The 26,552-nt window shown below is 69.9% G+C and carries 19 protein-coding genes and 1 pseudogene; 8 read left to right on the plus strand and 12 right to left on the minus strand.

Annotated elements, in window-relative coordinates:
* Window positions 1-39: 39 nt before the first annotated feature.
* Entirely contained in the window at window positions 40-2,784 is a 2,745-nt protein-coding gene (adhE, locus tag CI089_RS13105) for a bifunctional acetaldehyde-CoA/alcohol dehydrogenase (RefSeq protein ID WP_094261930.1), read from the minus strand.
* Between the two features lie 190 nt (window positions 2,785-2,974).
* On the opposite strand from adhE, the gene CI089_RS13110 reads away from it, so the two are divergent.
* Both CI089_RS13110 and CI089_RS13115 read left to right on the plus strand, forming a co-directional pair.
* Complete coding sequence (locus tag CI089_RS13110; protein ID WP_094261931.1) at window positions 2,975-3,421, plus strand: ribonucleotide reductase stimulatory protein; 447 nt, start codon at window positions 2,975-2,977, stop codon at window positions 3,419-3,421.
* A gap of 309 nt (window positions 3,422-3,730) precedes the next feature.
* Window positions 3,731-3,934 (plus strand): cold-shock protein, encoded by a 204-nt coding sequence (locus CI089_RS13115; RefSeq protein ID WP_023951622.1) that lies wholly within the window; start codon window positions 3,731-3,733, stop codon window positions 3,932-3,934.
* Between the two features lie 53 nt (window positions 3,935-3,987).
* On the opposite strand, the gene CI089_RS13120 is transcribed toward CI089_RS13115, so the two are convergent.
* Both CI089_RS13120 and CI089_RS13125 read right to left on the minus strand, forming a co-directional pair.
* Window positions 3,988-5,286: a heparan-alpha-glucosaminide N-acetyltransferase domain-containing protein gene (locus tag CI089_RS13120; RefSeq protein ID WP_094261932.1), complete on the minus strand. Its 1,299-nt coding sequence runs from the start codon at window positions 5,284-5,286 to the stop codon at window positions 3,988-3,990.
* Window positions 5,287-5,393: 107 nt separating this feature from the next.
* Window positions 5,394-6,155, minus strand: a complete 762-nt coding sequence (locus CI089_RS13125; RefSeq protein WP_179223327.1) for an alpha/beta fold hydrolase — start codon at window positions 6,153-6,155, stop codon at window positions 5,394-5,396.
* A 91-nt stretch (window positions 6,156-6,246) separates the two neighbouring features.
* Here CI089_RS13125 and CI089_RS13130 point away from each other — a divergent pair, with 91 nt between their 5' ends.
* From CI089_RS13130 to CI089_RS16765, 3 genes and pseudogenes are all read left to right on the plus strand, one after another.
* Window positions 6,247-6,966 carry a DUF998 domain-containing protein gene (locus CI089_RS13130; RefSeq protein ID WP_179223328.1) on the plus strand — a complete coding sequence of 240 codons (720 nt, stop codon included), beginning with the start codon at window positions 6,247-6,249 and terminating at the stop codon, window positions 6,964-6,966.
* Window positions 6,963-7,535: pseudogene (locus CI089_RS16760) on the plus strand (heparan-alpha-glucosaminide N-acetyltransferase domain-containing protein); the annotation flags it as partial. The gene CI089_RS13130 and the pseudogene CI089_RS16760, both read left to right, overlap by 4 nt.
* Window positions 7,536-7,932: 397 nt before the next feature.
* On the plus strand, window positions 7,933-8,187 hold the full coding sequence (locus tag CI089_RS16765; protein WP_094261935.1) for a DUF418 domain-containing protein: 255 nt from the start codon (window positions 7,933-7,935) through the stop codon (window positions 8,185-8,187).
* On the opposite strand, the gene lysX is transcribed toward CI089_RS16765, so the two are convergent.
* On the minus strand, window positions 8,129-11,488 hold the full coding sequence (lysX, locus tag CI089_RS13145) for a bifunctional lysylphosphatidylglycerol synthetase/lysine--tRNA ligase LysX (protein ID WP_094261936.1): 3,360 nt from the start codon (window positions 11,486-11,488) through the stop codon (window positions 8,129-8,131). The genes CI089_RS16765 and lysX overlap by 59 nt on opposite strands.
* 184 nt (window positions 11,489-11,672) lie before the next feature.
* Here lysX and CI089_RS13150 point away from each other — a divergent pair, with 184 nt between their 5' ends.
* The gene (locus CI089_RS13150; RefSeq protein WP_179223329.1) at window positions 11,673-12,863 is read left to right on the plus strand and encodes an alpha/beta hydrolase; all 1,191 of its coding nucleotides are present in this window, start codon (window positions 11,673-11,675) and stop codon (window positions 12,861-12,863) included.
* A gap of 18 nt (window positions 12,864-12,881) precedes the next feature.
* On the opposite strand, the gene CI089_RS13155 is transcribed toward CI089_RS13150, so the two are convergent.
* The 3 genes from CI089_RS13155 to CI089_RS13165 are packed head-to-tail and all read right to left on the minus strand — an operon-like array spanning window position 12,882 to window position 15,560.
* On the minus strand, window positions 12,882-14,360 hold the full coding sequence (locus CI089_RS13155) for a sensor histidine kinase (RefSeq protein ID WP_094261938.1): 1,479 nt from the start codon (window positions 14,358-14,360) through the stop codon (window positions 12,882-12,884).
* The gene (locus CI089_RS13160) at window positions 14,357-15,094 is read right to left on the minus strand and encodes a response regulator transcription factor (RefSeq protein ID WP_023951628.1); all 738 of its coding nucleotides are present in this window, start codon (window positions 15,092-15,094) and stop codon (window positions 14,357-14,359) included. Before CI089_RS13160 ends, CI089_RS13155 begins: the two co-directional genes overlap by 4 nt.
* Before the next feature lie 55 nt (window positions 15,095-15,149).
* Entirely contained in the window at window positions 15,150-15,560 is a 411-nt protein-coding gene (locus CI089_RS13165) for a ribonuclease inhibitor (RefSeq protein WP_179223330.1), read from the minus strand.
* 211 nt (window positions 15,561-15,771) lie between these two features.
* On the opposite strand from CI089_RS13165, the gene CI089_RS13170 reads away from it, so the two are divergent.
* A complete protein-coding gene (locus CI089_RS13170; RefSeq protein WP_179223331.1) occupies window positions 15,772-18,933 on the plus strand; it encodes a glycoside hydrolase family 9 protein in 3,162 nt (1,053 codons plus the stop codon).
* A 91-nt stretch (window positions 18,934-19,024) separates the two neighbouring features.
* Window positions 19,025-20,101, plus strand: a complete 1,077-nt coding sequence (locus CI089_RS13175) for a LacI family DNA-binding transcriptional regulator (protein WP_094261940.1) — start codon at window positions 19,025-19,027, stop codon at window positions 20,099-20,101.
* A 52-nt stretch (window positions 20,102-20,153) separates the two neighbouring features.
* On the opposite strand, the gene CI089_RS13180 is transcribed toward CI089_RS13175, so the two are convergent.
* From CI089_RS13180 to CI089_RS13200, 5 genes are read right to left on the minus strand one after another with little or no spacing between them, the layout of a single operon-like run.
* Window positions 20,154-21,806 (minus strand): glycoside hydrolase family 53 protein, encoded by a 1,653-nt coding sequence (locus CI089_RS13180; RefSeq protein WP_094261941.1) that lies wholly within the window; start codon window positions 21,804-21,806, stop codon window positions 20,154-20,156.
* Window positions 21,803-22,975: a glycoside hydrolase family 53 protein gene (locus CI089_RS13185; RefSeq protein WP_094261942.1), complete on the minus strand. Its 1,173-nt coding sequence runs from the start codon at window positions 22,973-22,975 to the stop codon at window positions 21,803-21,805. Before CI089_RS13185 ends, CI089_RS13180 begins: the two co-directional genes overlap by 4 nt.
* The gene (locus CI089_RS13190; RefSeq protein WP_094261943.1) at window positions 22,972-23,805 is read right to left on the minus strand and encodes a sugar ABC transporter permease; all 834 of its coding nucleotides are present in this window, start codon (window positions 23,803-23,805) and stop codon (window positions 22,972-22,974) included. The genes CI089_RS13185 and CI089_RS13190 overlap by 4 nt, the downstream gene beginning before the upstream one ends.
* On the minus strand, window positions 23,798-25,174 hold the full coding sequence (locus CI089_RS13195) for a carbohydrate ABC transporter permease (protein WP_256977976.1): 1,377 nt from the start codon (window positions 25,172-25,174) through the stop codon (window positions 23,798-23,800). Before CI089_RS13195 ends, CI089_RS13190 begins: the two co-directional genes overlap by 8 nt.
* The gene (locus CI089_RS13200; protein ID WP_179223332.1) at window positions 25,171-26,490 is read right to left on the minus strand and encodes an extracellular solute-binding protein; all 1,320 of its coding nucleotides are present in this window, start codon (window positions 26,488-26,490) and stop codon (window positions 25,171-25,173) included. Before CI089_RS13200 ends, CI089_RS13195 begins: the two co-directional genes overlap by 4 nt.
* Window positions 26,491-26,552: the final 62 nt, after the last annotated feature.

Below are 26,552 nucleotides of genomic sequence, written 5' to 3' on the forward strand. Positions count from 1 at the left end.
CGGACACCTCGGTCCGGCCCTGCGCTCCGCGGATCGTCGTCAGGCGCCGTGCGCCGCCTTCGCCTTCCCGCTGCTCTTCTTGACAGGTGCGGTGGGGGCCTCCGCACCGACGGGAGCCGGCGGGCGGGCGGCGTCCGCGGCGGCGACGGCCGCGGCACGGGTGGCGCGCACCTCGGCGAACGACGTGCCGTAGTACGCGGCTTCCATGAGCGTCTTCATGTCGTCGATCATCGGCATCCGCGGGTTCGCGGGGGCGCACTGGTCCTCGTACGCGGCCATCGCGAGGCTGTGCAGGTTGTCGAGGAAGCGGGCCTCGTCGACGCCTTGCGCCTGGAACGAGCGCTCGATCCCAACGCGATCACGCAGTTCCTCCACCGCGCGTGCGTAGCTCTCGACGCCCTCCTCCGGAGTCGCCGCGGGCAGCCCCAGGTGCTGAGCGATCTGCTGGAAACGCTCGGGGGCGATGTACCGCTCGTACTTGGGCCAGCTCGTGAGCTTCGTCGGGACGGTGCCGTTGTAGCGGATCACGTGCGGGAGGTAGACCGCGTTGGTGCGGCCGTGCACGAGCTTGTATGTGGCGCCGGTGACGTGTGCCATCGCGTGCACGATCCCGAGGAACGCGTTGCCGAAGGCCATGCCCGCGATGGAGGCGGCGTTGTGCATCTTCTCGCGAGCCTTCCGATCGGCGCTGTCGGTCGAGCCCGGCTGGGCCTTCGTGCTGCGCTCGATGTTCTCGAAGATGAGCTTGATCGCGTGCAGGCAGAGCCCGTCGGTGTAGTCGTTCGCGTACACCGACACGTAGGCCTCGGTGGCGTGCGTCAGAGCGTCGAAACCGGCGTCGGCCACGAGGAAGCCCGGAAGGACGCGCGTCAGCTCGGGATCGATGATGGCGACGGACGGTGTCAGCGCGTAGTCGGCCAGCGGGTACTTCATCCCGGTGGCGTCGTCGGTGATGACGGCGAAGGGAGTCATCTCCGAGCCCGTCCCCGACGTCGTCGGAACGCACACCAGCTTGGCCTTCTTGCCCATCTCGGGGAAGGTGAAGGCGCGCTTGCGCACGTCGAAGAACTTCTCGCGCATGTCGGAGAACTCGATCTCGGGGTTCTCGTACAGCAGCCACATGACCTTCGCGGCATCCATGGGCGAGCCGCCACCGAGCGCGATGATCGTGTCGGGCTGGAACTGGCGCAGCTGCTCGGCGCCCGCCACCACCTCCGACACCTTGGGCTCGGGGCGCACCTGGTTCAGCAGCTGGACCTGCACCCGGTTCTCACGTCGGTTCAGGACATCGGTGATGCGGTCGACGTAGCCGAGCGAGGTCATGGTCTCGTCGGTGATGATGCTGACGCGTTCCACCCCTCGCATGTCGGCGAGGTAGCGGATCGCGTGCGGCTCGAAGTAGGTCTTCGCCGGGATCTTGAACCACTGCAGGTTGTTGTTGCGCCGTCCGACGCGCTTGACGTTCACGAGGTTCACCGCCGAGACGTTGTTGGAGACGGAGTTGTGACCGTACGAGCCGCAGCCGAGGGTCAGCGAGGGCAGGAAGGCGTTGTAGATGTCGCCGATGCCGCCGAGAGCCGACGGCGAGTTCTCGATGATGCGGACCGCCTTGACGACCTCCGCGAAGCGGGCGATCACCGCCGCGTCGTTCGAGTGGATCGCGCCGGAGTGACCGAGCCCGTCGAACGCCACCATCTGCCTCGAGAGTTCGATTCCCTCGTCCGGAGTCTCGGCACGGAGCACGGCGAGGACGGGGGCGAGCTTCTCGCGCGTGAGCGGCTCGTGCGGGCCGACGCCCGAGACGTCTGCCAGGAGGATGGACGTGCCCGCGGGCACCGAGAAGCCCGCCTGCTCGGCGATCCAGACCGGCGACTGGCCGACCACCCGCGCGTTGAGCTTCGCGTCGGCGCAGTTGGCGCTGTCGGCGGTCACCCCGAAGATGAACTCCTCGAGCATCGCCTTCTCCTCGCCACTCACCCGGTACGCGTGCAGGCGGGTGAACTCCTCGAGCGCCTCTTCCGCGATGGGTTCGTCGAGGACGACGGCCTGCTCGCTCGCGCAGACCATGCCCATGTCGAACGACTTCGAGAGCACGATGTCGTTGACGGCGCGGCCGACGTCGGCGGTGCGTTCGATGAAGGCGGGAACGTTGCCCGCGCCGACGCCGAGCGCGGGCTTGCCGCACGAGTAGGCGGCGCGCACCATGGCGTTGCCGCCGGTGGCGAGGATGAGGGCGACGCCCGGGTGGTTCATCAGCTGGCCGGATGCCTCCATCGACGGCTCTTCGATCCACTGGATGCAGTCGGCGGGCGCGCCGGCCGCCACGGCGGCCTCGCGGACGATGCGGGCGGCCTCCGACGAGCAGCGCTGCGCCGAGGGGTGGAAGCCGAAGACGATCGGGTTGCGGGTCTTGAGCGCGATGAGCGACTTGAAGATGGCAGTGGAGGTCGGGTTGGTCACCGGGGTCAGCGCGCAGATCACTCCGACCGGATCGGCGATCTCGGTGATCCCCGTGAGCTCGTCGTGAGCGATGACGCCGACGGTCTTCTGATCGATGATCGAGTGCGTGACGTGTTCGCAGGCGAACATGTTCTTCACGGCCTTGTCCTCGAAGAGGCCGCGCCCGGTCTCCTCGACCGCCATGACGGCGAGCTCGCCGTGGTGATGCAGCGCCGCCACCGATGCCTTGCGGACGATGTGGTCGATCTGTTCCTGGGTGAAGTGCGCGTACTCGTCGAGGGCACGCTGTGCCCGGGTGACGAGGGCGTCGACGGCGATGGACATCGTGAGCCTTCCCGGCGCGGACGGTCGCCGCGTCTGTGTCCGAATCCGGGATGGAGGGACCTCGACCCCGTGTTCCCAGTGTGATCCCTGTGGTCTGACCACACCGCGCGCCGGGCCGGAACAAATCGGATGCGGGTTTTCCCGCTCCCCCGCATCGCATCGGGCGCCATCGCGGCGCAAGACTGGCCCGGTGGCGCAACTCCCGGTCTACTTCTTCTCCTCGACCTCGAACCTGATCCGCCGCTTCGCGCGGAGCCTTCACGACGCGGACGGGCGGCCGGTGCGCGACCTCTCCGAGCGGACCGTTCGTACGAGCGAGGCACCGGGACCATGGATCCTGCTGACACCGTCGTACAAGGCGGGCAACGACGCTCACGCGACCCTGCCGGCGGCCGTCCGCGCCTTCCTGCGCTCGCCCGTGAACCGCCGGCGGCTCGTCGGGATCATCGGCTCCGGCAACCGCAACTTCGGCGAGCACTACCAGGCGGCGGCACGCGAGCTCGCCCGGGCGTCGGGGCGGCCGGTCGTGTTCGAGTTCGAGCTCGCGGGCACCCCGGAGGACGTGCTGGCGTGCGCGCGGATCCTCGCCGCTTTCGACACGCGCTTCGGGAACGGTCCCCCCGCGCACCATCCGTGAGTCGTATCGCGTCTTTCGATGACATTGCACGACGCATCGCCCCACAGGCGCCCGAAATCGCGTAGCATTCGAGAGTCGGTGCGTCACGGCGCGCCTCTCCGTCGGTCCACTCCGACGTGCACTTCGTTTCATTCCGCCGTCGATCTCACGCACCGGGCCGTGCTCTCGGCCCCGCGACCGCACCTATCTGGACCGGTCGCCCACACCGGCGAGTGTCTGCTCGCCCCCACACACTCCGCAGCGGCTCAGCCGCAGCGGTATCCGGATCATCACAGCGGTGGTCCCAGAACACAGAAGGAAAATGACGACATGGCCACTGGCACCGTCAAATGGTTCAACTCGGAGAAGGGGTTCGGCTTCATCGCTCCGGACGACGGCACCGCGGACGTGTTCGCGCACTTCAGCGCCATCGCCGGCACTGGACACCGCAACCTGTTCGAGAACCAGAAGGTCGAGTTCGACGTGGAGCAGGGCCAGAAGGGCCTGCAGGCGACGAACATCCGCGCTCTCTGAGCGTTCGACGCAGTGAAGGGGTCGGTCCGATCGGACCGGCCCCTTCCGCGTTTCTAGCGGGCGCCGGTACCCGCGGGCAGATCGACGCGACGCGCGACAGCGGCCACGAGGGACTCGAGAGGCCCGCGGCCTCGGCTGAGAGCCCACGCGGTGCACGCGGCGAGGAGGACCCCGACGCACCCGACCCAGAACCAGCCGCTGACGGCGGGGTCGCCGTCCCACGATGTGAGACCCGGCGCGAGCGCGAGCGGCGAGATCAGGACGGCGAAGGAGACGACGTGCGCCGTGTACGCCGTGAGGGGCATCGATCCGACGGCGGCCAGCGGCACGAGCAGCGCCCGCAGCGGACGCGCGGCGAGCAGGCACGCGCCGACGACGGCGAAGGCGAATCCGCCCGACCCGATGATCTCCCACGTCCCGCCGGAGTGCGGCGACACACCCCACGCCTGAGACAGCGCGGCGCCCAGATCGACCTCGCTCAGCCGTTCGAGATAGCCGCGCGCGTCGGGACGCATCGACGAGGACGATCCCGGCAACAGCGACGACACCCCCGATGACGACAGCGCGGATGACGACGAGACGCTCCCCCATCCCGAGAGCCACCCGCGAACCGTCCCGTTGAACGCATCGCCCAGACCGTAGCCGAAGGCGGCGAGCCCGACTCCCGATCCGAACAGCACCGCCGCGGTCCGCACGCGATCGAGTCGCAGTCGCCCGAGCGCCATCCCGGCGAGCACCAGAGGCAGCCACACGGTCAGCGGGTACGAGCCGCTGATGAGGAAGTCGACGGCGGTGCCGCCGATTCCCTGGGGGACGCCGGTGCCCGACAGCGTCACCGCACGCAGGAGCGCGACGACGGTCGGCCCCGCCACGGCGATCGCGACCGCGGTGAGCGCGAGGGTGCGGCGACGGAGTCCCAGGAACGGAATGAGGATCAGGAAGAGGATCCCGTAGATGGGCAGGATGACGGCGATCCCGCTGCCGAGCATCTCCAGCGCCAGGCCGAGGGCGAGAACGACGAGAGCGCGGCCGGCCATACGCAGACGCGCGGACCGCAGCGCTTCTCCCCGGGGGAGCCGCCCGCGTCCGGTCGCGAGGGCGACGGAGATGCCGGCGACCACGGCGAAGAGGATGGAAGATCGCCCCTGGACGATCGCGGCGAGGTCGGGCCCGTCGGGACCGGCGACCATCCACACGATCCCGACATGCGCGCCGATCATGCCGAAGATCGCGAGGCCGCGCGCGACGTCGACGCCCATGAGACGGGGCGGCCGACCGAAGTCGCGCCACCGGTCCCGCAGACGGTTGGTCTTCGGATTCTCGGCGAGTCGAACGATCGGGGTGGGCGGCATGGACACGACAGGCTCTCCTCGGCGATGGTCCGGACGGCGGACGGGCACGTCCGGCGTCTGCCGGCGGAAGGCCCGCCCCGACCGTAGGGCGATGCCATGTGCGCGGATTAAGTGCGCGCTGCGTACCGGACGAGGCGCGGATCCACCACGCCGGGCCGATCGATCCACGCCCGCACGATGTCGGCGACGGTCGCGGGAGAGGACAACGGCCACGAGTGGCCCGCGCGAGGCACGAAGGCCGCTTCGGACTCGAGCCCGGCCTCCGTCATCCGCCTCGCGAGCATGACGGCCGAGCGCCGGCAGTGCGCCGATTCGCGCTGTCCCGCCAGCGCGAGAACGCGGGCCGACGCCAGCTCCCCTCCGTCGAGCGACACGCCCGCGAGCACCTGTCGGCTGAGCCGTGAGTAGTCCCCGATCCTCACCGGCCCCGTAGACGCCAGATGCGCACGACGCACGTCGTCGGGCAGACGCATGCCCCGGGCGAGCAGCCGGTGCGTGAGCGGCATCGCCATGACGGGCCAGCTCATCACGTCGAGAACCCGCTCCCACCACGGCACCGGCGACGTGCTGATCCCCGTGAGCACGGCGGCATCGACCATGGCGGGATGCCGCGCGATCACGCGCAGCGCGACGTCGGCCCCCAACGAGAACCCCACGACATGCACGCGGTCCAGGCCGCGCTCGCGCAGTGCTCCCGCCACATCATCCGCGGCGTCGTCCATCGTCGTCCACCGCCGATGGCGCTGCGCGCCGTGGGCGGGCAGATCGAGAGCGAGCACGGGCCCCTCGTCTCCGAGGAGGCTCATGTGCGGCGTCCACGACACCGCGGCGAGTCCGCCGCCGTGGAGGAAGACGATCGGGGTCTGCATGACGTCACGATAGAGCTGGTGTCCGCGAGCCCGCTCGGCTCGCGACCCGATGCTTATCCGCGCCATATCCCCTCGGCCTAGCCTCCGACGCGTGCGCGCGCCGACCACGACCGACACCATCGCCCGCATCCTGTTCGTCTGCGCGGCCGTCGCGTACTCGGGCGTGGTCTGGGAGGCCCTCGCCGGCTACCCCCTCGACCCGTCCCGCGCGTATCTGTCCGAGCTCGCAGCCGAGAATCAGCCGACGAGCCCGATCTTCCGCGGCCTCGACGCACTGACCGGCGTGCTCGTCCTGGTCGCCGTGGCGCTGACTCGCGCGCGCTGGGCCTCGGCGGCGGCGAGCGCCACGGTGCGATGGTCGGCGATGCTGCTCGGAGCTTTCGCGGCTCTCACCGTCGCCGACTCCCTCGTGCCTCTGGCCTGTGCCGGTTCAGCGGATGCCACCTGCGCCGCTGCCGATGCGGCGGGTACCCTCGGGTTCGCCCACCAGGTGCACGCCGTGACGAGTTCGAGCGCGCTCGCCGCGGCGACCGCGTCCGCGGTACTCCTCGCGCTCGCGACCGGGGCGCGAGGCACGACGGACGACGGCGCCCTCCCCGCTCGGAGCGTCCTGCGCGCCGGCCTGCGTATCGGGGTCGTCGTCTTCGTCACGACGACGATCGGAGTCAGTCTCCTGGCCGTCATCGGGGCGAGCACGGGCACCCTGCCCGACGGGGGCGGCTATCTCCAACGAGCGCAGGTGGTCCTCCTGAGCTTCTACATCGGCGCATTCCCCGCGGTGGTGGGCACGGTCGCCCGGGGGCGGGGATGACGTCCGCGGCGGCCGCGGCTCACACCCGGCGTGTGGTCGGACTCGATCTCTTCCGCACCATCGCCGTCTTCGGGATGCTGGTGGCGCACGTCGGCCCCGCCGCCTGGACGGCGGGCGAGGGATGGGGCACCGTTCACATCGGCTGGGAACTCTTCCACTCGAGGATGCCGGCCATGTTCGCCTTCGCTGCAGGAGTCTCCCTCACCCTCGGATCGCCGACGGCCCCGGGCCGGGCCACGCCCGAGACAGCACCGACGGTCATCCGGGCTGCCCTCCTGGCCGTCTGCGGAGCAGCGCTGGCAGCGCTCGGCACGCCTGTCGCGGTCATCCTCACCTTGTTCTCGGTGTGGTTTCTGCTGGTGCTCCCGTTCCGGCGCTGCAGCCCCCGGGCACTCGTGGTCGCAGCGGCTGTGTGGGCCCTCGTCGGCCCGCCGCTCTCCGTGCTGCTCCGCCGCATGATCGGCAGCGAACCCGGCTTCGCGTGGTCGGCGCTGGTCGCGGGTGACTACCCCGCGCTGACCTGGATGCCCTTCGTCCTCGCCGGGTTCGCCGTGGGCCGGCTCGATCTGACGCGGCGGACCGTGCGTCGAACGCTCGCCGTCGTCGGCACGCTGCTCACCGCCCTCGCCTATGGCGGCGGGGGTGCGTTCCTCGCCCTCGGCGGTGTCGACGCGCTCGCCGCGGCCCGAGGAGTCACCGGGGGCGGTCCCGCCGCCGCCGCGGAGGTCGCCCGGGTGTTCTACGGCGAAAGCGGTGTCACCGACACGAGCAGCCTGCTGTGGCTGCTCGTACCGGCGCCGCACTCGGGCAGCTGGGCAGACGTCGCGGGGTGCCTCGGCGTCTGCGCACTCTTGCTGTCGGTGTGTCTCACCGCCGGAGAAGCCGCCCAGCGCGCCCTGGGCTCACCCCGAGTCATTCCGCGCCTCGCCGGGATCGTGACCTCAGCGCTCGCCCCCCCCCGGCGCGATGGTGCTGTCCGTCTACGCGGCGCACATCGTCGCGATGGCGCTCATCACCGCGGTGACGGGGCATTCCTTCGGTCCCGCGCAGAGCGTCGGCACGCTCGCGGCGTTCACGGTGGGACTGACCGCCGCGGCCGTGGTGTGGTCGAGATTCGCGCCTCGCGGCCCCCTCGAATGGGTGCTCGGGCGCGCGACGCTCCTCACCGTACGAACGGGAAGGCGAGTGTCTGCCGGATGGTCGCGCCCGTCGCGACCATGACGATGCGGTCGACGCCGAGACCGAGGCCGCCGGTGGGCGGCATCCCGAACTCGAGGGCTGCCAGGAACTCCTCGTCGAGCTGCATCGCCTCGGGGTCTCCCTGCGCTGCCCGCAACGACTGCTCGGTGAGCCGTCGTCGCTGCTCGACCGGGTCGTTCAGCTCCGTGTACGCGGTACCGAGCTCCATCCCCCCGGCGACGAGATCCCAGCGCTCGGCCAGCCCCGGGGTGCGACGATGCGGTCGCGCGAGAGGCGACGTCTCCGCCGGGAAGTCCGTGTAGAAGGTCGGCTCGACAGTTCGCGACTCCACGAGCTCCTCGTACAGCGACTCGATCATCGTTCCGACTCCCGCTCCCGCGGCGACGGAGACGCCGTACACGGCGCACACGTCGCGCAGCGCGTCGGGGTCGTGATCCGGCCGGATGGGGATGCCGATGCACTCGGTCAGGGCATCGCAGACGGGGACGACGCGCCACGGTGCCGAGACGTCGATGCGCTCGCCGTTCGGAAGGATCATCGTCGGTCTCCCGGAGGCGGCGACGAGCATCGATCGGATCAACCGCTCGGCGAGCCGACGCATGTCGTCGTAATCGGCGAAGGCGCGATAGGCCTCCATCGCGGTGAACTCCGGGTTGTGGGTGGCATCGACGCCTTCGTTGCGGAAGTTGCGACCGATCTCGAACACCCGCGGGAAGCCGGCGACGATGAGACGCTTGAGGGCGAGCTCGGGAGCGATGCGCAGCGTGAGCTCGCGGTCGTACGCGTTGATGTGGGTACGGAAGGGTCGAGCCGTGGCACCGCCGTGCGTGCGCTGCAGGACCGGGGTCTCGACCTCGAGATAGTCCTCCGCGAGCAGGCCGTCACGCAGGGCGCGGGTCGCGCGCGCCCGCGCCCGAATCAGCTCGGCCGCGTCGGGCGACGTCGCGAGGTGCACCTGGCGCTGGCGGACCTGCGCCTCGGGGTCGCGCAGGCCGGTCCGGCGGTTCGGCGGCTGCCGCAGCGACTTGGCCGCGAGCTCCCAGGAGTCCGCGGCGATGCTCGGCTCGCCGCGGACGCTGCGCACCGGCGATCCCGAGATCGAGATCAGGTCACCGAGGTCGATGCCCCGCAGCGCTCCGTAACCGCGCGTGCGGCCCGCGGCGGCGATGACCTGCAGTCCGACGTGGTCCTCGACGATGTCGAGGAAGGTGATCCCGCCGTGCCGCCGACGGCCGAGCACCCGGCCGACCACGGACACGGGCTCGAGCGGCACCGTCGTCGACCCGGCGCTCTCGATGTCACGACGCACCTCGCTGAGCGCCGCCGTGCGCGCGACACGGGGAGGGAAGGGATCGCCGCCGGCGGCACGGATACCCTCGGCGATGCCGATGCGCCGAGCCGTCGAGGGTGACACCGGGTGGGCCGGCGGCAGCGCGGACACCGGAGAGCCGAGGGCGCGGACCGCAGCCGCGAAGTCCGCCGAGCGCGGGTCGGACTGGACGTGCCACCGGCGCGGAGAACGGGCGAAGCCTTCGGCTCGCGCGACGGCGAGCATGACCGAAGCGATCGTGGCGCGGCGTGACCACATCAGCAGGCGCGGGCGCCAGTCCGGGTCGTACTTCTCGTTCGCCCGCCGCAGCGAGTCGAGCTGCCAGTGGCGCGAGAGCATCAGCAGCACGCGGCGCTTCGCCCGCAGCAGCGGCCCGGCACCGACCCTCGCCCCGCGGACGAAGACCTCCCGCAGGACCGCGAAGTTCAACGAGACGCGCGTGAGCCCCAGAGCGGGCGCCTGTGCGACGAGTTCGGAGACGAGGAACTCCGTCGCCCCGTTGAGCGACTCGGGATGACGACGCATGACATCGAGCGAAACCCCGTCGCCGTTCCACGGCACGAACACGAGGAGCGCCTTCACCACGCCGTCGCCGTCATGCGCCGTCGCGACCAGCGCGTCGCCGTCGGACGGGTCGGCGAAGCGCGAGAGCGCCATGGAGAATCCGCGCTCATCCCCGCCGTGACGCCAGTCCTCGGCGAGATCGGCGAGAGCGACGAGCTCCGCTCGCGGGATATCGCGCTGCCGTCGGAACTGGGCGGTGTACCCCGCCCGGCGGGCCCGCCGGCGCGCGGACGCGACCTGGGGCGATCGTGTCACGGCTTCGGCATGCGGTCCGTTCACACGCAGGACGGCCTCGTCTCCCAGCACCATGCCCCGCATGCCCCGCCGCTGATAGTGATGCGCTGCGCGCTCCGAGGCGGCCAGCACGGCGGGCCGCCAGCCGAAGTGGTCGACGACGCGCAGCCACTCGTCGATCGCGGCATCCCACTCCTCTTCGGGCCCGACGGGGTCACCGCTGGCCAGGGCGACGGCTCCGACGACGCGATACGAGACGGCGGCGCGCCGCGACGGCGAGAAGACCGCCGACTTGTCGCGGCGGGTCGCGAAGTAGGCCAGTGCGTCGTCGGTGCGGTTCGAGGCGAGGATGCCGCGCAGGTCGAGCTCCTCATCCTCGGTCAGCAGTCGGCGGGCCCGCGCACTGCGCAGCAGCATCGCGAGAGCGATCAGCAGGGCGACGGCGGAGATCGACGACACGATGGTCTCGATGCTCTGATGCAGGCCCGTGGCCTGGACGTCGACGAGGCTCGACGACGGGAACACCCCGGTCGCGGAGTAGAGCGCCCACCACCAGCTGTCCGCGGCCGTCTCCCCGGGTTCGGCCGTCATCCGCGCGAGCACGCCACCCGTGACCACCGCAACCGCGACACCGCCGAAGAACACCCCCGCCGCACGAACATACGTCGAGCGCGGCAGCACGGCGGAATACTGGGCGCGCGCGACCAGGAGGAGCACGACGAAGGCCGCGGCCAGCACCGCGGCCACCACGTCGACCCGCTGGATGTCCGCGGGAAGCGCAGATCCCCCGCGGACCGCCTCCAGCAGGTTCGTCAGAGGCAGCAGCACGGTCGGCAGCTCGAAGAGGACGAGGAAGACGAGGGCTCCTCGAAGGCGTCGCTTGGAGGCCGCGCCGACCACGAACAGCAGCACGGCGTTGAACAGCACCGGTTCGGGGCTGAACCCGAACACCGCGAAGTACGACGTCGCCCAGTAGATCCCCTCGGGCAGCACGACGTCGGTCACGGCCACCAGCACCATCGTCACCGCGATCGCCTGCAGCACGCGCCCCACCCACAGGGGCACGCCCGCCAGCGGGTGGCGCGTCCTCCGCGGACGGGGGCCGGACGGCTGTGCAGACGGCCGCATCCGAGGTGCTCGCGTCGCACGGCCGTCGTCGGCGCTGCGACGAGGACGCTCCAGCAGAGTGCTCATGGATGTCTCCTCGGATCAGGGCCGCGTCGCAGCGGAGCAGCCGGTCGGTGCGGCCATGTTCCTGCCGCCCGTTAAGCCCCCGATATGACTTGGACCGCGGTGGCAGGGGCGCTTCCGCCCGCGCTCGTACGCTCGGATCAGCCCGCCGCAGCGCGCTGCCGACACCGCGACGAACGGATGCCCCGTGGACCCCGACGCTCCCATCGACGTACCGCCCACTCTTCAACAGGACCCGGGTTCCGACGTGCTGTCGACCTACTGGCCGACCGCGGTCGGTCTCCTCCTGGTGGTCGTGGGAGTCGTTCTGAGCGTGCGCATCCTGCGCTCGCGTCGCACCCGATCCCGCACGCGTCGAGCGCTCCTCGGCGGCGCCGCCGTGACGGGCACCGCCATCGTCCTGGTGCTCTCGCTCGCCCTCGGAGTGAACACGTGGGTCGGGTACTTCCCGTCGGTGGCCACTCTGAGTCGTTGGATCGACGACAAGACCAGGGAGCCCGTGGCGGAGCTGCCTTCTTCCGCCGTCACGGTCGAGGGCGCGACGAACGTTCCGCTCACCGACGGCGAACGGGTCACCACCGACACGGCCGGGTACTCGTTCCTCACCGCAGTTCCCTCGACGGCGGCGAACGTGCCGAGCACCGGGGCCTGGGTCTACCTTCCGCCGGGATACGACGCTCCCGGCAACACGCGGCGATACCCCGTCATGTACGCGCTCCACGGCGCACCCGGAAGCGCCGCGGACTGGTTCGCCGGCGGGCGCATCGACTACCTGCTCGATACGCTCATCGCGAGCGGCTCGGTGCCGCCGATGATCGTCGTCTCCCCCGATCTCAATGCCGGCTCAGCGCGCGTCGACGATGAGCCCCTCGATCGTCCCGGGGGCGCGCAGCTCGAGACCTTCGTCACGCGCGACGTCGTGAGCTGGGCCGACGGCGCGCTCCGAACGGTCGCGGACAAGAAGCATCGGGTGATCGCCGGCATGTCGGCCGGAGGGCTCGGCTCGCTCCTCTACGGGCTCCACAGCCCTGACGTGTTCGGCGGGGTGCTGTCGATCATGCCCTACACCGCCCCCTACACCGCCTCGGTCGTGGCGGACCCACAGGCCAGGAAGCGCAACTCGCCGCTCGATGTCATCGCGGCGACGCCGAACGATGCCGTCGATCGATCGCAGGTCTTCTTCCTCGGTCAGGGCGATCGCGAGTCGGCCGCCGAGGCGACGGCGATCCGCGACGCCCTGCGCGGACAGGGGCGGACGACGACACTGCGCGTGCTTCCGGGACTCGAGCACAACTGGGTCGCTGCCCGGACGATCGCTCCCTACGGGCTGATCTGGACCGCGACGCAGCTGGGCTGGAACGCCGAGCAGACCGAGTGACCGCGGGCCGTGGTGGGTTCAGCCGCCCGCGCCGGTGGGGATGCTGATGACGAACCGGGTGCCCGCGCTCGAACTCGAGACCGATACCTCGTATCCCGACGCGGCAGCGAGCGCCTGTACGATCGCGAGCCCGAGGCCCACCGTTGTGCGCTCCCGCGTCTGCGAACGGCTGCCCGCTTGGGTGAACCGATCGAAGATCGTCGGCAACGCGGCCGGGTCGATGCCGGGACCGTCATCGACCACGCTGAGTTCGACAGCGGTCTCGGTCTGCTCCACCGCAACCGTCACACTCGTGCCGTCGGGGGTGTGGTGCCCCGCGTTCGCGACGAGGTTCAACAGCATCTGCCGGATCGCGCCTTCATCACCGACCACCGTGACGTCCTCGTCGGGCAGAGCGATGCGCCAGACGTGTCCGGGGTAAGCGAACCTGGCGTCGGAAGCGGTCTCCGCCACGATCATGGACAGCTCGACATCGTCGTGGGCGACCACGGGGTCGGCATCCAGGCGCGCCAGCAGCAGCAGGTCGTCGACGAGTGCGCTCATCCGCGCTGCTTCCGATCCGATGCGCTGCAGCGCGCCTTGGGTCTCGCGAGGGTCGGCGTCGGCATCGGTCTGGGCGTAGAAATCGGCGTAGCCGCGGATGGAGGCGAGCGGGTTGCGCAGCTCGTGGCTCGCCTCGGCGATGAAGCGACGCATCGACTCCTCGGCGCGGTGACGTGCGTTGAGCGAGAGCTCGACGTGGTCGAGCAGACGGTTGAGCGCGTCCGCGACGCGGTCGGTCTCGGATCCCAAGTGCCGAACATCGCGGGGAACCCGGCGTTGCGGGGCGATCTCGCCGGACGAGAGCGGTGTCGCCGTCACTTCATCGGCGATCTCGGCGACCCGCTCGAGGGGATCGAGCTGCTGCCGGGTCCAGCGCCAGCCGAACACCGCAGCGAACGCCGCGATCGCGATCCCGACGACCGCGAGCCAGAGCGCGTAGGTCCGGACGACCGACTCGGTGTCGGTGAGCCCGACCCCGCTGACGATGGTGAGCTCCTGCCCGTCCGCCGCCGTGACGTCGGTGGCCGTGACGAGGTAGCCGCCGTCGTCGGCCACATCGACCGTCGTGGTGTAGCCGCTCTCCGCCATCCCGTCACGAACCTGTGTGAGCTCGCGCTCGGTCATCGGGCGGTAGGTGTAGTCACGGGTGAAGAACGCCGAGACCGCGACGCGGTCGCCCTCGACGACGAAGAAGAATCCGTCGGAGGGGACCGCGAGAGACACGTCGTCGAAAGTCGGAACGCTCCCGGTCGCTTCCACCGTCGTGAGGGTCTGACCGATGGCGGTGTCGTTCGCCAGGTACAGCGTCGACTCGGCCTGGGTGACGAGATTCTGCCGGAGGATCGCGACGGAGACGACCCCGAAGACGGTGACGGCCGCCAGAAGGAGCCCGGAGATCATCGCGACCGAGCGGCCACGCAGGGTGCGCAGGCCTCCCGGCCGCGCCGACGTCACGATGAGGCCGGAGCGGTCGGAGCTGCCCGCAGGATGTAGCCGACGCGACGCAATGTATGGATCATGGGCTCGCGCCCGTGATCGATCTTCTTGCGCAGATACGAGATGTAGATCTCCACGATGTTCGACTCCCGTCCGAAGTCATACTCCCAGACGCGATCGAGGATCTGCTCCTTGCTGAGGACACGGTCGGCATTGAGCATCAGGAAACGCAGCAGCGAGAACTCCGTCGCCGTCAGCCGGATCTGCTCCCCTGCCCGTGTGACCTCGTGGTTGTCCTCGTTCAGTCGCAGGTCGCCGACCTCGAGCATCGGCGTCGGAGCGCCCTGCATGAGCATGGGACTGCGCCGCAGCAGCCCGCGAAGACGGACGACGACCTCTTCGACGCTGAAGGGCTTGGCCACGTAGTCGTCGCCGCCGGCGGCGATACCGGTGATGCGATTGGCGACGGTGCCGTTGGCCGTCAGGAAGAGGACCATGGTCTCGCTCAGCTCGCTGCGGAGCGTGCGCAGCACCTCGACCCCGTCGATGTCGGGCAGCACGACATCGAGGACCATGAGATGCGGCCTCATGCGACGCGCGGTCTCGATCGCGCTCGCGCCGGTCGCGGCGACCTCCACCTGCCACCCCTGCCGTGACAGCACCGCCCCGAGCAGATGACGGAGGTTCGGCTCGTCATCGACGACGAGCACGCGGATCGCGGGATCGGACAGCGGAGACGACGAGAGCGACATGGCTTCATGGTCCCGCGTGAGAATATGCGCCCGTTAAGAAAACCCGAGACGAGTCTCAGGCGAGCACGAGGTCGATCTCGGGGTGGCCCGCGAAAACGTCCAGCACCAGGTCGAAGTACGTCTTCCCCGCGCCTCGATCGAGTTCGTCCAGCGCCGCGCGCGCCGGCGCTGCCGCGTAGATGTCGGGCCGCTCGATTTTCGCGGCGAGGTAGGCCCGGGTGAGCGGGATGCCCAGCGCTCGTCGAGAGACGGCCGAATCAGCCCACTCGACGCGGGCGGACGACGCGTGTGCGAGGACGCCGAACCCACCGTAGAGCAGGTCGTCGAGGGCGTCCAGGCTCTCTCCGAGGATCCACTCCTCGTCGGGCATGAAGACGCGGTTCAGCTCCGCGTAGAGCGAGGGGATGTCGCGGACGCGGGCTCCCTCGATCCGCAGGTCGACGGGCGCGGGCGGTGTGCGATTCACATGCCGAGGCTAGCCGCCACGACGATGAGGAGCCCGCGAGGTACGGCCGAAACAGGCGGATCACGGCGAGGGCCGTTCTGCTAGCGTGCGTGAGAGCGCTCCCTGGGAGCGCTCTCAGACGAGCGAAGGAGCTTGAATGGATGCGATGAGACAGCGTCATCGGAGACGCGTGATGTCCGTGATCACCACGGGGATGCTTGTAGGAGCCGCGATGACCGCCGCCCCGCTGGCCGCTGCAGCGGCACCGGCGGAGCTCCTCCGGAACGGGGACTTCTCGACGGGTCACGAGCCGTGGTGGTCGGCCGGTGTCGACGGCTTCGACACCGCGACCGGCGCCTTCTGCGCCGGGGTGCCCGACACCGAGAACCCCTGGGATGTGCTCATCGGTCAGAGCGACCTCGCCCTGGTCGACGGGGCGACCTACACGCTGACTGCGAGGGTTCGCGCCGATGCGCCCGCCACCGTCCTCACCCAGGTCGCCCCCACGGTCCCGGATGCCGCCTACACGACGTACCTCGCGCAGAGCACCCCGCTCGCCGACGAGTGGCAGCAGGTCAGCGCGGAGTTCACGGCACGCGACCTGGGACAGGGCACCGTGTCGGAGCTGCAGTTCCGCCTCGGCGCGAACGGCACCACGCGATTCTGCGTCGATGACGTGAGCCTCGTCGCCGGCGACGCCTCGACTCCCCCGGTCACCCCGATCGGCGACGACGAGCTGCTCCCGAACCCCACACTGGACGAGAGCACGAACCCGTGGTGGACGAGCGGCCCCGCGGCGCTGTCGAACCCCGCCCAGCGGATGTGTGCGACGGTGACCGAGCAGACGCCGAACCTGTGGGACGTGCTCCTCGGCCACAACGACATCTTCTTGCCGGGAGAGACGGGCTTTCGTCTGAGCTTCACGGCATCCGCTTCGTCCGCCGCGACCGTCTCGGCGAAGGTCGGGACCTACACAGGCGCATCGCCGACCGACTGGCTCGAGCAGTCCTTCGCCCTGGACACCCAGCCGCAGTCGTTCGACGTCGCGTTCACGACGACGCCCGCCGCGGACTACCACCTCGGCCAGGTGCAGTTCCGACTCGGCGCGGTGCCCGCCGGCACCGAGATCTGCTTCGACGAGGTATCGCTCCGGGGCACCGTCTACTCCTACACTGCCGATCCGGGTCCCTCGGTCAAGGTCAATCAGGTCGGATACCTGACCCAGGGTCCCAAGCGCGCGACGGTCGTGTCCGATGCCCCCGAGCCGCTGCCGTGGACCCTCGAAGCGCCGGACGGATCCGCTCTCGCCACCGGCGAGACCGAGCCGGCCGGCTTCGACGCGAGCGCCGGGGCGTCCGTCCACCGGATCGACTTCAGCGACGTCACCGAGGAAGCGGTCGATGTGCGGCTCCGGGTCGGCACGGACATCAGCCATCCCTTCACGATCTCCGCCGACGTCTTCCAATCGCTGCGTGCCGACTCGATGCGCTTCTTCTACACGAACCGGTCGGGCATCGCCATCGACGGCGACATCGCGGGCGCCGAGTACGCTCGCCCCGCCGGTCATATCGGCGCCTCACCCAATCAGGGCGACGACAATGTGGGATGCCTCGAGCCGCAGCCGTGGTCGGACGGCTGGACCTGCGGCGATCGTCATGACGTCCGCGGCGGTTGGTACGACGCGGGCGACCACGGCAAATACGTCGTCAACGGCGGCATCGCGGTAGCCCAGGTTCTCTCGGCCTACGAGCGGGCCGTCGCAGCCGGCACGGCGGACGCGCTGGGCGATTCGACCCTCGCGGTTCCCGAGCGGGGCAACGGCGTCCCCGACATCCTCGACGAGGCGCGGTGGCAGATGGAGTTCCTGCTGCGGATGCAGGTGCCCTCCGGCGATCCGCTCGCCGGAATGGCCTGGCACAAGGTGCACGACCGCGCGTGGACGGGACTGCCCCTCATGCCGCACGACGACCCGCAGGAACGCCTGCTGCACCGGCCGTCGACGGCGGCGACGCTGAACCTGGCGGCGACCGCGGCACAGGCATCCCGCCTGTATCAGCCGTTCGACGCCTCGTTCGCGCAGCGCCTGCTCGCAGCAGCCGAGCGTGCGTACGACGCCGCCCTCGCACATCCCGATCTGCTCGCCCCGGAAGAGGACGGCACGGGCGGCGGCACCTACGCCGATGACGAGGTGACCGATGAGTTCTACTGGGCGGCGGCCGAGCTCTACATCACGACCGGAAGCGACCGGTACCGCGCAGAGGTGGAAGACAACCCGCTGCATCAGGCCGACGTGTTCAAGCCCGGCGGCTTCTACTGGGGCGAGGTGGCAGCCCTCGGACGCATGCAGCTCGCTCGCTTCGCAACGGACCTGCCCGACATCGACCGCATCCGCACGTCGGTGATCGATGCGGCCGAGCGTCTGATCGCCGATCAGCGGGCACAGGCGTTCGGCCAGCCGTACGCGCCGGATGAAGGACTGTACGACTGGGGGTCGAATTCATCGGTGCTGAACAATCAGGTCGTCCTGGGCACGGCGTTCGATCTGACCCAGCGCCCGCGATACGCGGATGCGGTCGTCGAAGGCCTCGACTACCTGCTCGGGCGCAACGTGCTCGGTCAGTCGTACATCACCGGGTACGGCACGAACGACGCGCGCAACCAACACAGCCGCTGGTACGCCAACGCCCTCGACCCGGCGCTTCCGAACCCTCCGGTGGGCACCGTCGCCGGGGGACCGAACTCGTCGATCCAGGACCCGGTGGCGGGAGCCTGGCTGCAGGGCTGCGCGCCGCAGGCGTGCTACGTCGACAACATCGGAGCCTGGTCGGTCAACGAGATCACCGTCAACTGGAACTCGGCCCTCGCCTGGGTCTCGTCCTTCGTGGCTGACCTCGGAGACGGCTTCGTCGCGGTCTCGCCCCGCGCCGTCGACGACGTCGCGTCGGGGCCCGCCGGCGCCGACATCGCCGTGCACCCGCTCGCCAACGATGTCGCCGGTGATGCCGACGTTCCGCTCGTGGCGGCATCGCTCGCCCTGCTCGGTGCCGACGGCGCGCCGACGACGTCCGTCGTCGCCGAAGGCCAGGGCCGGTACGACCTGGACGGGGACGTCGTCTCGTTCGTGGCGGCCGCCGGTTTCGAGGGCACCGCCGATCCGGTGAGCTATCGGGTCGCCGACGCGCGAGGCACCGAGGTCACGGCGACCATCACCGCGGAGGCGGCATCCGGAGGGCCCACCGGCTCCGGTGCTGCGGGCTCCGCGACCGCGAGCGTGACCCGCGGCGTCCTCGCGCGGTCGGGTATGGACCCGCTGCCGCTGGGGGTGCTGGGCGGCGTCGCCCTGGCGCTCACGGCCGCGGGGGTCTGCCTGCTGCGCCGACGGCGGCTCGGCTGACACCGCACGGGGCGCTCGGGGCCGGGTCCCGAGCGCCCCGTCGCGTCCGTGTTAGCTTTCGAGCACCGCGACCATCACCCGGAACGAGGACATGACCGACACTCCCTCCGCCCGCCGGGCAGCCCGGGTGACGCTGCGGGAGGTCGCGGAGCGCGCCGGCGTCTCGCGTTCCGCCGTCTCGTTCGTGATGAACGGTCGTACCGACCAGCGCCTGTCCGAGGACGTGTTCGATCGAGTCCGACGCGCCGCCGACGAACTCGGCTACCGCCCCAATATCACCGCGCAGACGCTGCGCACCGGCCGCTCGGGCACTGTCGCGCTGGTCTCCGACTTCGTCAGCAGCACCTCGTTCGCGAACTCGATGGTCCGCGGTGCGATGCAGGAGCTCCGCGAGCACGACACCCTCCTCTTCACCGTCGACACGCAGGGCGACACCGACCTGGAGGACCAGCTCCTCCACAGCCTTCTCGGCCGCGACATCGACGGGGTCATCTACGCCTCGATGTTCACGCGGACCGTCACCCTGCCGCGGGTGCTGGAGGGCGTGCCGACGGTGCTGCTCAACTGCGTGACAGCAGACGGGTCGATCGACGCCGTCGTACCCGACGAGGTCACCGCGGGTCGCGATGCCGCGCGGATGCTGCTGGATCACGGCCACCGCGACGGGATCTGGTTCCTCGGCGCGCTGCCCGCGGGCTCGCGCGGCGGAGCCGCCTGGCCCGAGTGGGACCCGATCGCGCTGACCGAGCGGCGGGCGGGGATCACCGAGGCGCTCGCGGCGGCGCGGACGACCCTCGCCGGCGTCGTGACCATCGACGACGACTGGGATGTCGCCAACGGACGACGTGCAGTGGCGCGCATGCTCTCCGAGGTGGCGGTCGCGCCGACCGCCATGATCTGCGCGAATGATGCACTCGCCGTCGGCGCGTACCAGGCGCTGCATCGCGCTGGTCTGCGCATCCCGCACGACGTGTCTGTCGTGGGTTTCGACGGCAGCCCCTTCGCCCGCGCGGTCGAGCCGGAGCTCACCTCGATCGCTCTGCCTCACATCGAGCTGGGGCGCCGGGCAGCCGCGATGCTCGCCGCTCGCGGCGACGCACCTCGCCTCGAACGCGTGGCGATGCCGACCGTGGCGGGCGGATCGATCGGGGCCGCGCCTACCCGGTAGCGGCTCAGCTATCGGGTGGCCGGCTCCCGATGCGTCCGGCAGACGCCGCCCCTCAGCCGATCCGCTCGACGCGCACGTCGTCGATGTTGAGCCAGGTGCCGCCCGCAGCCTCGGAGTAGAACCCGAACTCGAGAGTTCCGTTGGTGACCGGCACCTCGAGCGACACCCGCTTCCAGTCGTTCGGACTCACCGGCAGCGCCGCCTGGCGCTCGGGCACACCGGAGTTCTTCGCATAGAGGTACGCGGAGCTCTGTCCGCCGCTGTTGAGCGTCCACGCGGAGACACGGTAGAGCCCGGACGGCAGCCCGCCGAGCGTCTGATAGATCGACGCGGTATAGGCGGTCGACTTCCAGAACGTGAGCTTGAGCGCACCGACGACCGCCGGGTCCTGCGTGAAGACCGCGTTGGCGTGCGCGCCTCCCGGCGACCACACACCCCACCCGCTCGGGGTGTTCGTGTAACCGTCCTGTTCGAAGCCGCCGTTGACGGCGAGGTTCGGCCGCGGCGTCTCACCGAACACCTCGAGGGTCGGCAGGGCCGCGCCGCTCCAGTCGAACAGCGTCTGGTTGTCCCAGGGGTTGGACAGGATGCCGGAATCGTCGTTGTCGATCTTTCCGGCCTCGGTCCCCCAGTTGGCGCCCGGGACGGGAAGCCAGCCGGGCTCCCACCAGATGAGTCCGCGCCCGCGCCCGTCGGGCACCGCACGGACGATGTCGCGGAGGTCCCGGAGGAAGGCCGTCTGGCCGGCGACGCTCGCGGGGTACCCGCCGGTCGCCGCCTCGGACGTATAGAACGAGTTCCCGAGGCCGTCGCCGTCGCCGAGTGTCCAGCCGTACGCAGTCTCGACGATGAGGACGTCTTTGCCGTACCGCGCGCTGATGTCGTTGAGGTTGACGGCGAGATCCCCCATGGTGCCGTGCCAGAACGGGTAGTACGACAGCCCGATGATGTCGAATGGAACACCCTGCGCCGTGATCGCATCGAACCACCAGCGGTACAGCGCGTTGTCGCCGCCGTGATCCAGGTGCAGGACGATCTCGATGTCCTCCCCCGCGCGGAGCGACGCGTCGACGCCCGCGATCCCTGCTTTCAGCAAGCCCGCGAGCTGCGTGAAGTCCGAGACGCCGTTGCCGACCCGACCGTGATCCCACAGGATGCCGCCGGGGATCTCGTTGCCCATCTGGACCATGTCGGGCAGCACCCCGGCCGCTCGCATCGCGTCGATGACGTCCTCGGTGTACGCGCGAACGGTCGACACCAGTTGCGAGTACGTCAGACCCCGCCATGCTTTCGGCGCGGTCTGCGTCCCCGGGTCGGCCCACCAGTCGCTGAGGTGGAAGTCGAGCAGGATGTCCATCCCCGCGGCCCTGGCGCGCTGCGCCGTCGCGATCGTCGTGGCCAGGTCGTTCGTGCCGCCACCGTACGGTTCGCCCGTGACCGTGTACGGATCGACCCACAGGCGCAGCCGAGCGAGATTCATGCCGGCATCGCTCATGATCTCGATCGGGTCGCCCACGACTCCGCCTCGGGAGAACGTCCCGCCGAGCGACTCGACCTCGTGGATCATCCCGAGATCCCCGCCCATCACGAAGCCGTCGGGTTCGACGGCCGCAGCCGTCGTCGTCGCTGGCAGCGCCGCCGCGACGAGGACGAGCGCCGCCGCCGCGATGATCGCCGATGCTGGCCGCCGTGCTCTGCGTGTCATGTGTCTTCCTCTCTCATCGGTCGAAGCGGATCCGCAGTCGCGCCCAGTGCGTTCAGCGAGGCGAGAGCACATCCGCGCTCGTCGAACAGCGTCTGATTCGCCCAGCCGTTGCCGGGCTCGGCCACGTCGTTCCCGTAAGCCATACCCGCCGTCGATGCCCAGGATGTTCCCGGAACGGGCAGCCAGGCGGGCTCCCAATACACGACTCCCAGGCCACGGCCACCGGGTACGTCGCGGATGACCCGGGCCAGGTCGTCGAGGTACCGCGTTTGGCCCTCGACCGACGCCGGGTAGACCGCCGCCGGTGAGCTCGCATCGAACATCGACATCCCCGCCGGGTTGTCGGGCCGGTACGCGTAAGCGGTCTCGACGACGATGACGTCCTTCTCGTAGCGTTCGACGAGCTGGTGCAGGTTACCGCTCAGGTCGGCGAGCGATCCGTGCCACAACGGGTAGTACGACAGCCCGACCGCGTCGAAGTCGACGGCTCGCGCCGTGATCTCGTCGAACCATCGACGGTAGAGGTCGGCGGCCCCTCCCGCATCGAGATGCAGCACGATGCGGGAACGGTTGTCGGCCGCCCGCACGGCGCTCGAGCCCGCCCGCAGCAGCAGGGCGAGACGGTCGTACTGCTCTCGCGCCTCGTCGGCGGGCACCGCCTCGAAGGCACGGCTCGCCAGGTCGTACCGCGGCGTGCGGCCGAGCGGCCACAGCATCCCGTTCGTCGTCTCATTGCCGACCTGGACCCATTCCGGACTGCCGGCATTCGCACGCACGGCCGTGACGACCTCTGTGGTGTGGGCCGCCACGGCATCGCACAGGCCGTCGAGATCGAGCCCCTGCCACGAACGGGGCAGCGACTGCTTCTTCGGATCGGCCCAGAAGTCGCTGTAGTGGAGATCGATCATGAGGCCGAGGCCGGCGTCACGCGCGCGCTCGGCCAGGCGCACCGTTGTGGCGAGGTCGTTCGTGCCGCCCTGATACGGGCGCCCCGCGGCGTCGGTCGGATCCACCCAGACCCGCAGGCGCGCGAGATTGACCCCGTGGTCGGCGAGGATCCGGAAGAGGTCCCTCGCGCCCGCGGCATCCGAGAACCATCCCCCGAGCGCCTCGACCTCCGCGGTCATCGACACGTCGGCACCCCGGATCTGCAGTGTTGTCGTCGTCATTCCTTCTCTCCTCCCTGAGCGAGCCCCGCGACCAGGTAGCGCTGGAGCACCATGTAGAGCACCGTGATGGGCACCGCGACGAGGATGGCCCCGGCCGCGAACGTCGTGAAGTCGTTCCGGGTCTGATCCGAGATCAGTTGGAACAGTCCTATCGCGACGGTGTAGTTCTGCGGGCTGCTGATCAACAGGCGCGGCAGGATGAAGTCCATCCAGGGCACCGCGAACTGGGTGACGGCGACGAACGTCAGCATCGGTGTCATCAGCGGCAGCAGAATTCGCGTGAAGATCTGCCGATGCGATGCGCCGTCGAGCACGGCCGCCTCGTCGAGACTGGTGGAGATGCCGTCGAGGTATCCCTTGAGCAGCCAGACGTTGTAGGGCACCGCCGCCGCGACGCTCGCGATGACGAGGCCCGCCAGGCTGTCGAGCAGCCCGAAGTTCAGATAGAGGATGTAGATCGCGATCGCCGTCATGAAGGTCGGGAAGATCTGGATGACGAGCATCACCAACAGCCCCAGGCGTCGCCCCGCGAACCGCAGTCGGGCGAAGACATAGGCGGCGATCGCGGACAGCAGGACGCTCAGCACCATGTTCGACAGCGCCACGATGAGCGAGTTGCCGTACCAGGTGGCGAAGGGCGTGTCCGTGAACAGGCGCGCGTAGTTGTCCAGCGTCGGATCGGCCGGGATCGCCGAGGCCTGTGCGAGCGATCGACCGGAGCCCAGCGACGAGCCGACGATCCACGCCAGCGGGTAGAGCACGATCACCGCGACGACGACGAGCTCGACGTGGATCAGGGCGGTGACGATTCGGTTCCGGGTTCTATGCATCGGTGAACGCCTTCGAACGACGCAGGCTCCACACGGAGAAGCTTCCGACGATGACGAAGATCAGGATCGACATCACCGAGGCGATGTCGTAGAGCCCGTTGTCGAGCGTCAGCTTGTAGAGCCAGGTGATGAGGATGTCGGTGCTCCCGGCGTACCGGTAGTCGGGGTTGGCCGGTCCGCCCTGGGTCAGGAAGTAGATGACACCGAAGTTGTTGAAGTTCGCGACGAACGACAGGACGATCAATGGTGCGGTGGCACGGAGCACGATGGGCAGCGTGAGGTAGCGCACCTGCTGGGCCGCCGAGGCGCCGTCGATGCGCGCGGCTTCGTAGTAGCTCGGCGAGATGTTCGTCAGCGCCCCGCTGATGAGAGCCATGAAGTAGGGGAAGCCCAGCCAGAGGTTCACCAGAAGGGCGACGATCCGCGCCAGCCAGGGGTTCGCCGGGTCGGTCAGCCACATGACCCGCTCGTGCGTGATGCCGAGGTCGACGAGCGTCTGGCTGATCGGCCCGAACTGTCCGTTGAACATCGAGCGGAAGACGAGCGCGGAGATCATCGCCGGAACCGCCCACGGCAAGAAGAAGATGCTCCGCCACAGGCGTGGCAGGCGCACGCGCCGACTCGAGACGAGCACCGCCTGCAGAAAGCCGAAGGCGTACGTGGTGGCGGTCGCCAGCACCGCCCACAGGACCGTCCACCCGAGCACGCCGAAGAACGTCGCTCCCCACGCGCCGGCGCCGAGCAGCTGCCGGAAGTTCTCCAGACCGACCCACTCGACGAGCTGCATGGGCGGCAGATTGTCTTTGCTGTAGTCGGTGAAGGCGATGAGGATGCCGAACACGACGGGCAGCGCGGTGACGAACAGCAGCAGGATCAGGGTGGGCGCGAGCACGAGGTACGGGAACGCTGACTGCCGAGTGGAGCGCACCCACTCCCTCGCGGTCAGGCGCTCGCCCGTCGTGAGGATCCGGCGTCGGGTCCGCGCGGCATCCCGCACGGCCCAGACGGTGATCGCCGCGATCAGGGCGAGCACGAGCACCGCGATGATGCCGTTGATCATCAGGATGATCGAGTGGTCGCCCCGCGACAGACCCGCCACCGTCATAGCGCGAGGTTGCGTGCCGAGGGTGACCAGCCCCCACAGCCCGCGGACGAAGAACCCACCATGCGTGCGCGGCGTATAGCCCGACAGGTCGGCGTAATGGCCGGTGAGCAGCTCCGCGACGGCCGCCGTGCCGGCGACAGCAAGGAGCACGGCTCCTTTGCCCCACTCGCGGTTGAGCAGCTGCCCGAGACCGGGCACCAGCGCGGAGGCGAGACCGACCGCCCCGGGCGCAGCCGGGCTCGCTCCGCGTCTGTGCGTGATCACTCCCCCAGCCCGGTCAGGTCGGCATAGCCCTGGACGGCCTGCTTCTGCGCGGACGCGGGGTCGAGGACGCCGTCCCATACGCTCGCCACGAGACTGTTGCCGACCGTCCAGAGCGCGTCGCCCACATCGGCGACGAGGTCGGACCGTTCGGCCTGGGCGAGCACGCCGCTCGCGTGCGGGTCGTCGGCGAGGCCAGGGATGGCCTGGGCATTGAGCCTGGTGAGCGCCGGGATACCGCCCGTGGTCCGGTAGAGCGCAGCGGCCGCCTCGTCGGACGCGAGGAACGCCGCGAACACGCGCGCCGCTCCGGGGTGCTCGGAGTACCCCGAGACGACACCGACGCCGAGACCGGCCAGAGTCGCCGCGTCGCCTCCGCCATCGACGGCCGGGAGGGTCGTGACGCCGAACTCGAAGCCGTTCTCCGCGGCCGCTGCGGTGAAATCGCCGATCGACCACGGCCCGGTGATGACGTAAGGCGTCTGGCCTTTCGCGAACTCCATCTCGATGGAATCCCACGTGGCATCCGCCGAGTTGACCTGCCAGAGGTCGCGCAGCCCGCGGTAGTACTCGAGGCCGGCCGCGAGAGCGGGCGCCTCGAGCCCGGGCGTGCCCGCATCGGTGCCGAGATGCCACCCGAGCGAGCTGAGCACGGGGTACGCGTAGTACAGCTGGCCACTCAGCCACCGGATCGTCCAGCGGTTCGCGCGGGGGTCGTTGTACGCGGCGGCGAGTTCACGGATCTGCTCCCACGTCTTCGCCGGCTCGCTCGAACCGGTCAGCTGTTGCAGGAGGGTCTTGTTGTAGAACAGCGCGATCGACTCGGTGGACACCGGCACGCCGTAGAGCTCGCCGTCCCGACTGACGACTCCGGCGAAGGCGTCGCCCACGCGCGAAGCGACGTCGTCGGCATACTCCCCCAGCGGAGCCGCGACCCCCGAGTCGATCGCCCCCGACAGGTCGGTGAAGTTCGTGAAGTACACGTCTGCGCCGGTTCCGGCCTCGCCGTCGAGCTCCATCTTGGCGACGGCGTCGACCTTCGACACCGTCGTGAGCTCGATGCGGATGTCGGGATGCACCGCGGTGAAGGCCTCCACCAGCGCTTCGCCGTACTCGGGGTACTCCACCCAGACCTTCAGCGGTGCCTCTCCGCTGGCGACGTCGGGCTCGATCTCGTACGCCCGCGCCTCGGCATCCCACGTCAGGGTCGCTTCCTCGTCGGGCGGCGCGCTCGAGCACCCGGCGGTGGCCGCGAGCGAGAGGACGATGGCCGCTCCCACCGTGGTGCGGGCGGTGGCTGCTGTGCTTCGGATGGTCATGCAAACTCCCTCGTTGCCGTGACTGTGACCGGTCCCAGTCAACTGTCGCCGTCCATCTGAGT

This window comes from Microbacterium sp. Yaish 1, from assembly GCF_002245215.1.
Classification (GTDB): Bacteria; Actinomycetota; Actinomycetes; order Actinomycetales; family Microbacteriaceae; genus Microbacterium.

Coding starts and splice junctions, on each gene's coding strand:
- adhE (WP_094261930.1), bottom strand. CDS start 2,784: ATGTCCATCGCCGTCGACGCCCTCGTCACCCGGGCACAGCGTGCCCTC.
- CI089_RS13115 (WP_023951622.1), top strand. CDS start 3,731: ATGGCCACTGGCACCGTCAAATGGTTCAACTCGGAGAAGGGGTTCGGC.
- CI089_RS13120 (WP_094261932.1), bottom strand. CDS start 5,286: ATGCCGCCCACCCCGATCGTTCGACTCGCCGAGAATCCGAAGACCAAC.
- CI089_RS13125 (WP_179223327.1), bottom strand. CDS start 6,155: ATGCAGACCCCGATCGTCTTCCTCCACGGCGGCGGACTCGCCGCGGTG.
- CI089_RS16765 (WP_094261935.1), top strand. CDS start 7,933: ATGGTGCTGTCCGTCTACGCGGCGCACATCGTCGCGATGGCGCTCATC.
- lysX (WP_094261936.1), bottom strand. CDS start 11,488: ATGAGCACTCTGCTGGAGCGTCCTCGTCGCAGCGCCGACGACGGCCGT.
- CI089_RS13160 (WP_023951628.1), bottom strand. CDS start 15,094: ATGTCGCTCTCGTCGTCTCCGCTGTCCGATCCCGCGATCCGCGTGCTC.
- CI089_RS13170 (WP_179223331.1), top strand. CDS start 15,772: ATGACCGCCGCCCCGCTGGCCGCTGCAGCGGCACCGGCGGAGCTCCTC.
- CI089_RS13175 (WP_094261940.1), top strand. CDS start 19,025: ATGACCGACACTCCCTCCGCCCGCCGGGCAGCCCGGGTGACGCTGCGG.
- CI089_RS13180 (WP_094261941.1), bottom strand. CDS start 21,806: ATGACACGCAGAGCACGGCGGCCAGCATCGGCGATCATCGCGGCGGCG.
- CI089_RS13185 (WP_094261942.1), bottom strand. CDS start 22,975: ATGACGACGACAACACTGCAGATCCGGGGTGCCGACGTGTCGATGACC.
- CI089_RS13190 (WP_094261943.1), bottom strand. CDS start 23,805: ATGCATAGAACCCGGAACCGAATCGTCACCGCCCTGATCCACGTCGAG.
- CI089_RS13200 (WP_179223332.1), bottom strand. CDS start 26,490: ATGACCATCCGAAGCACAGCAGCCACCGCCCGCACCACGGTGGGAGCG.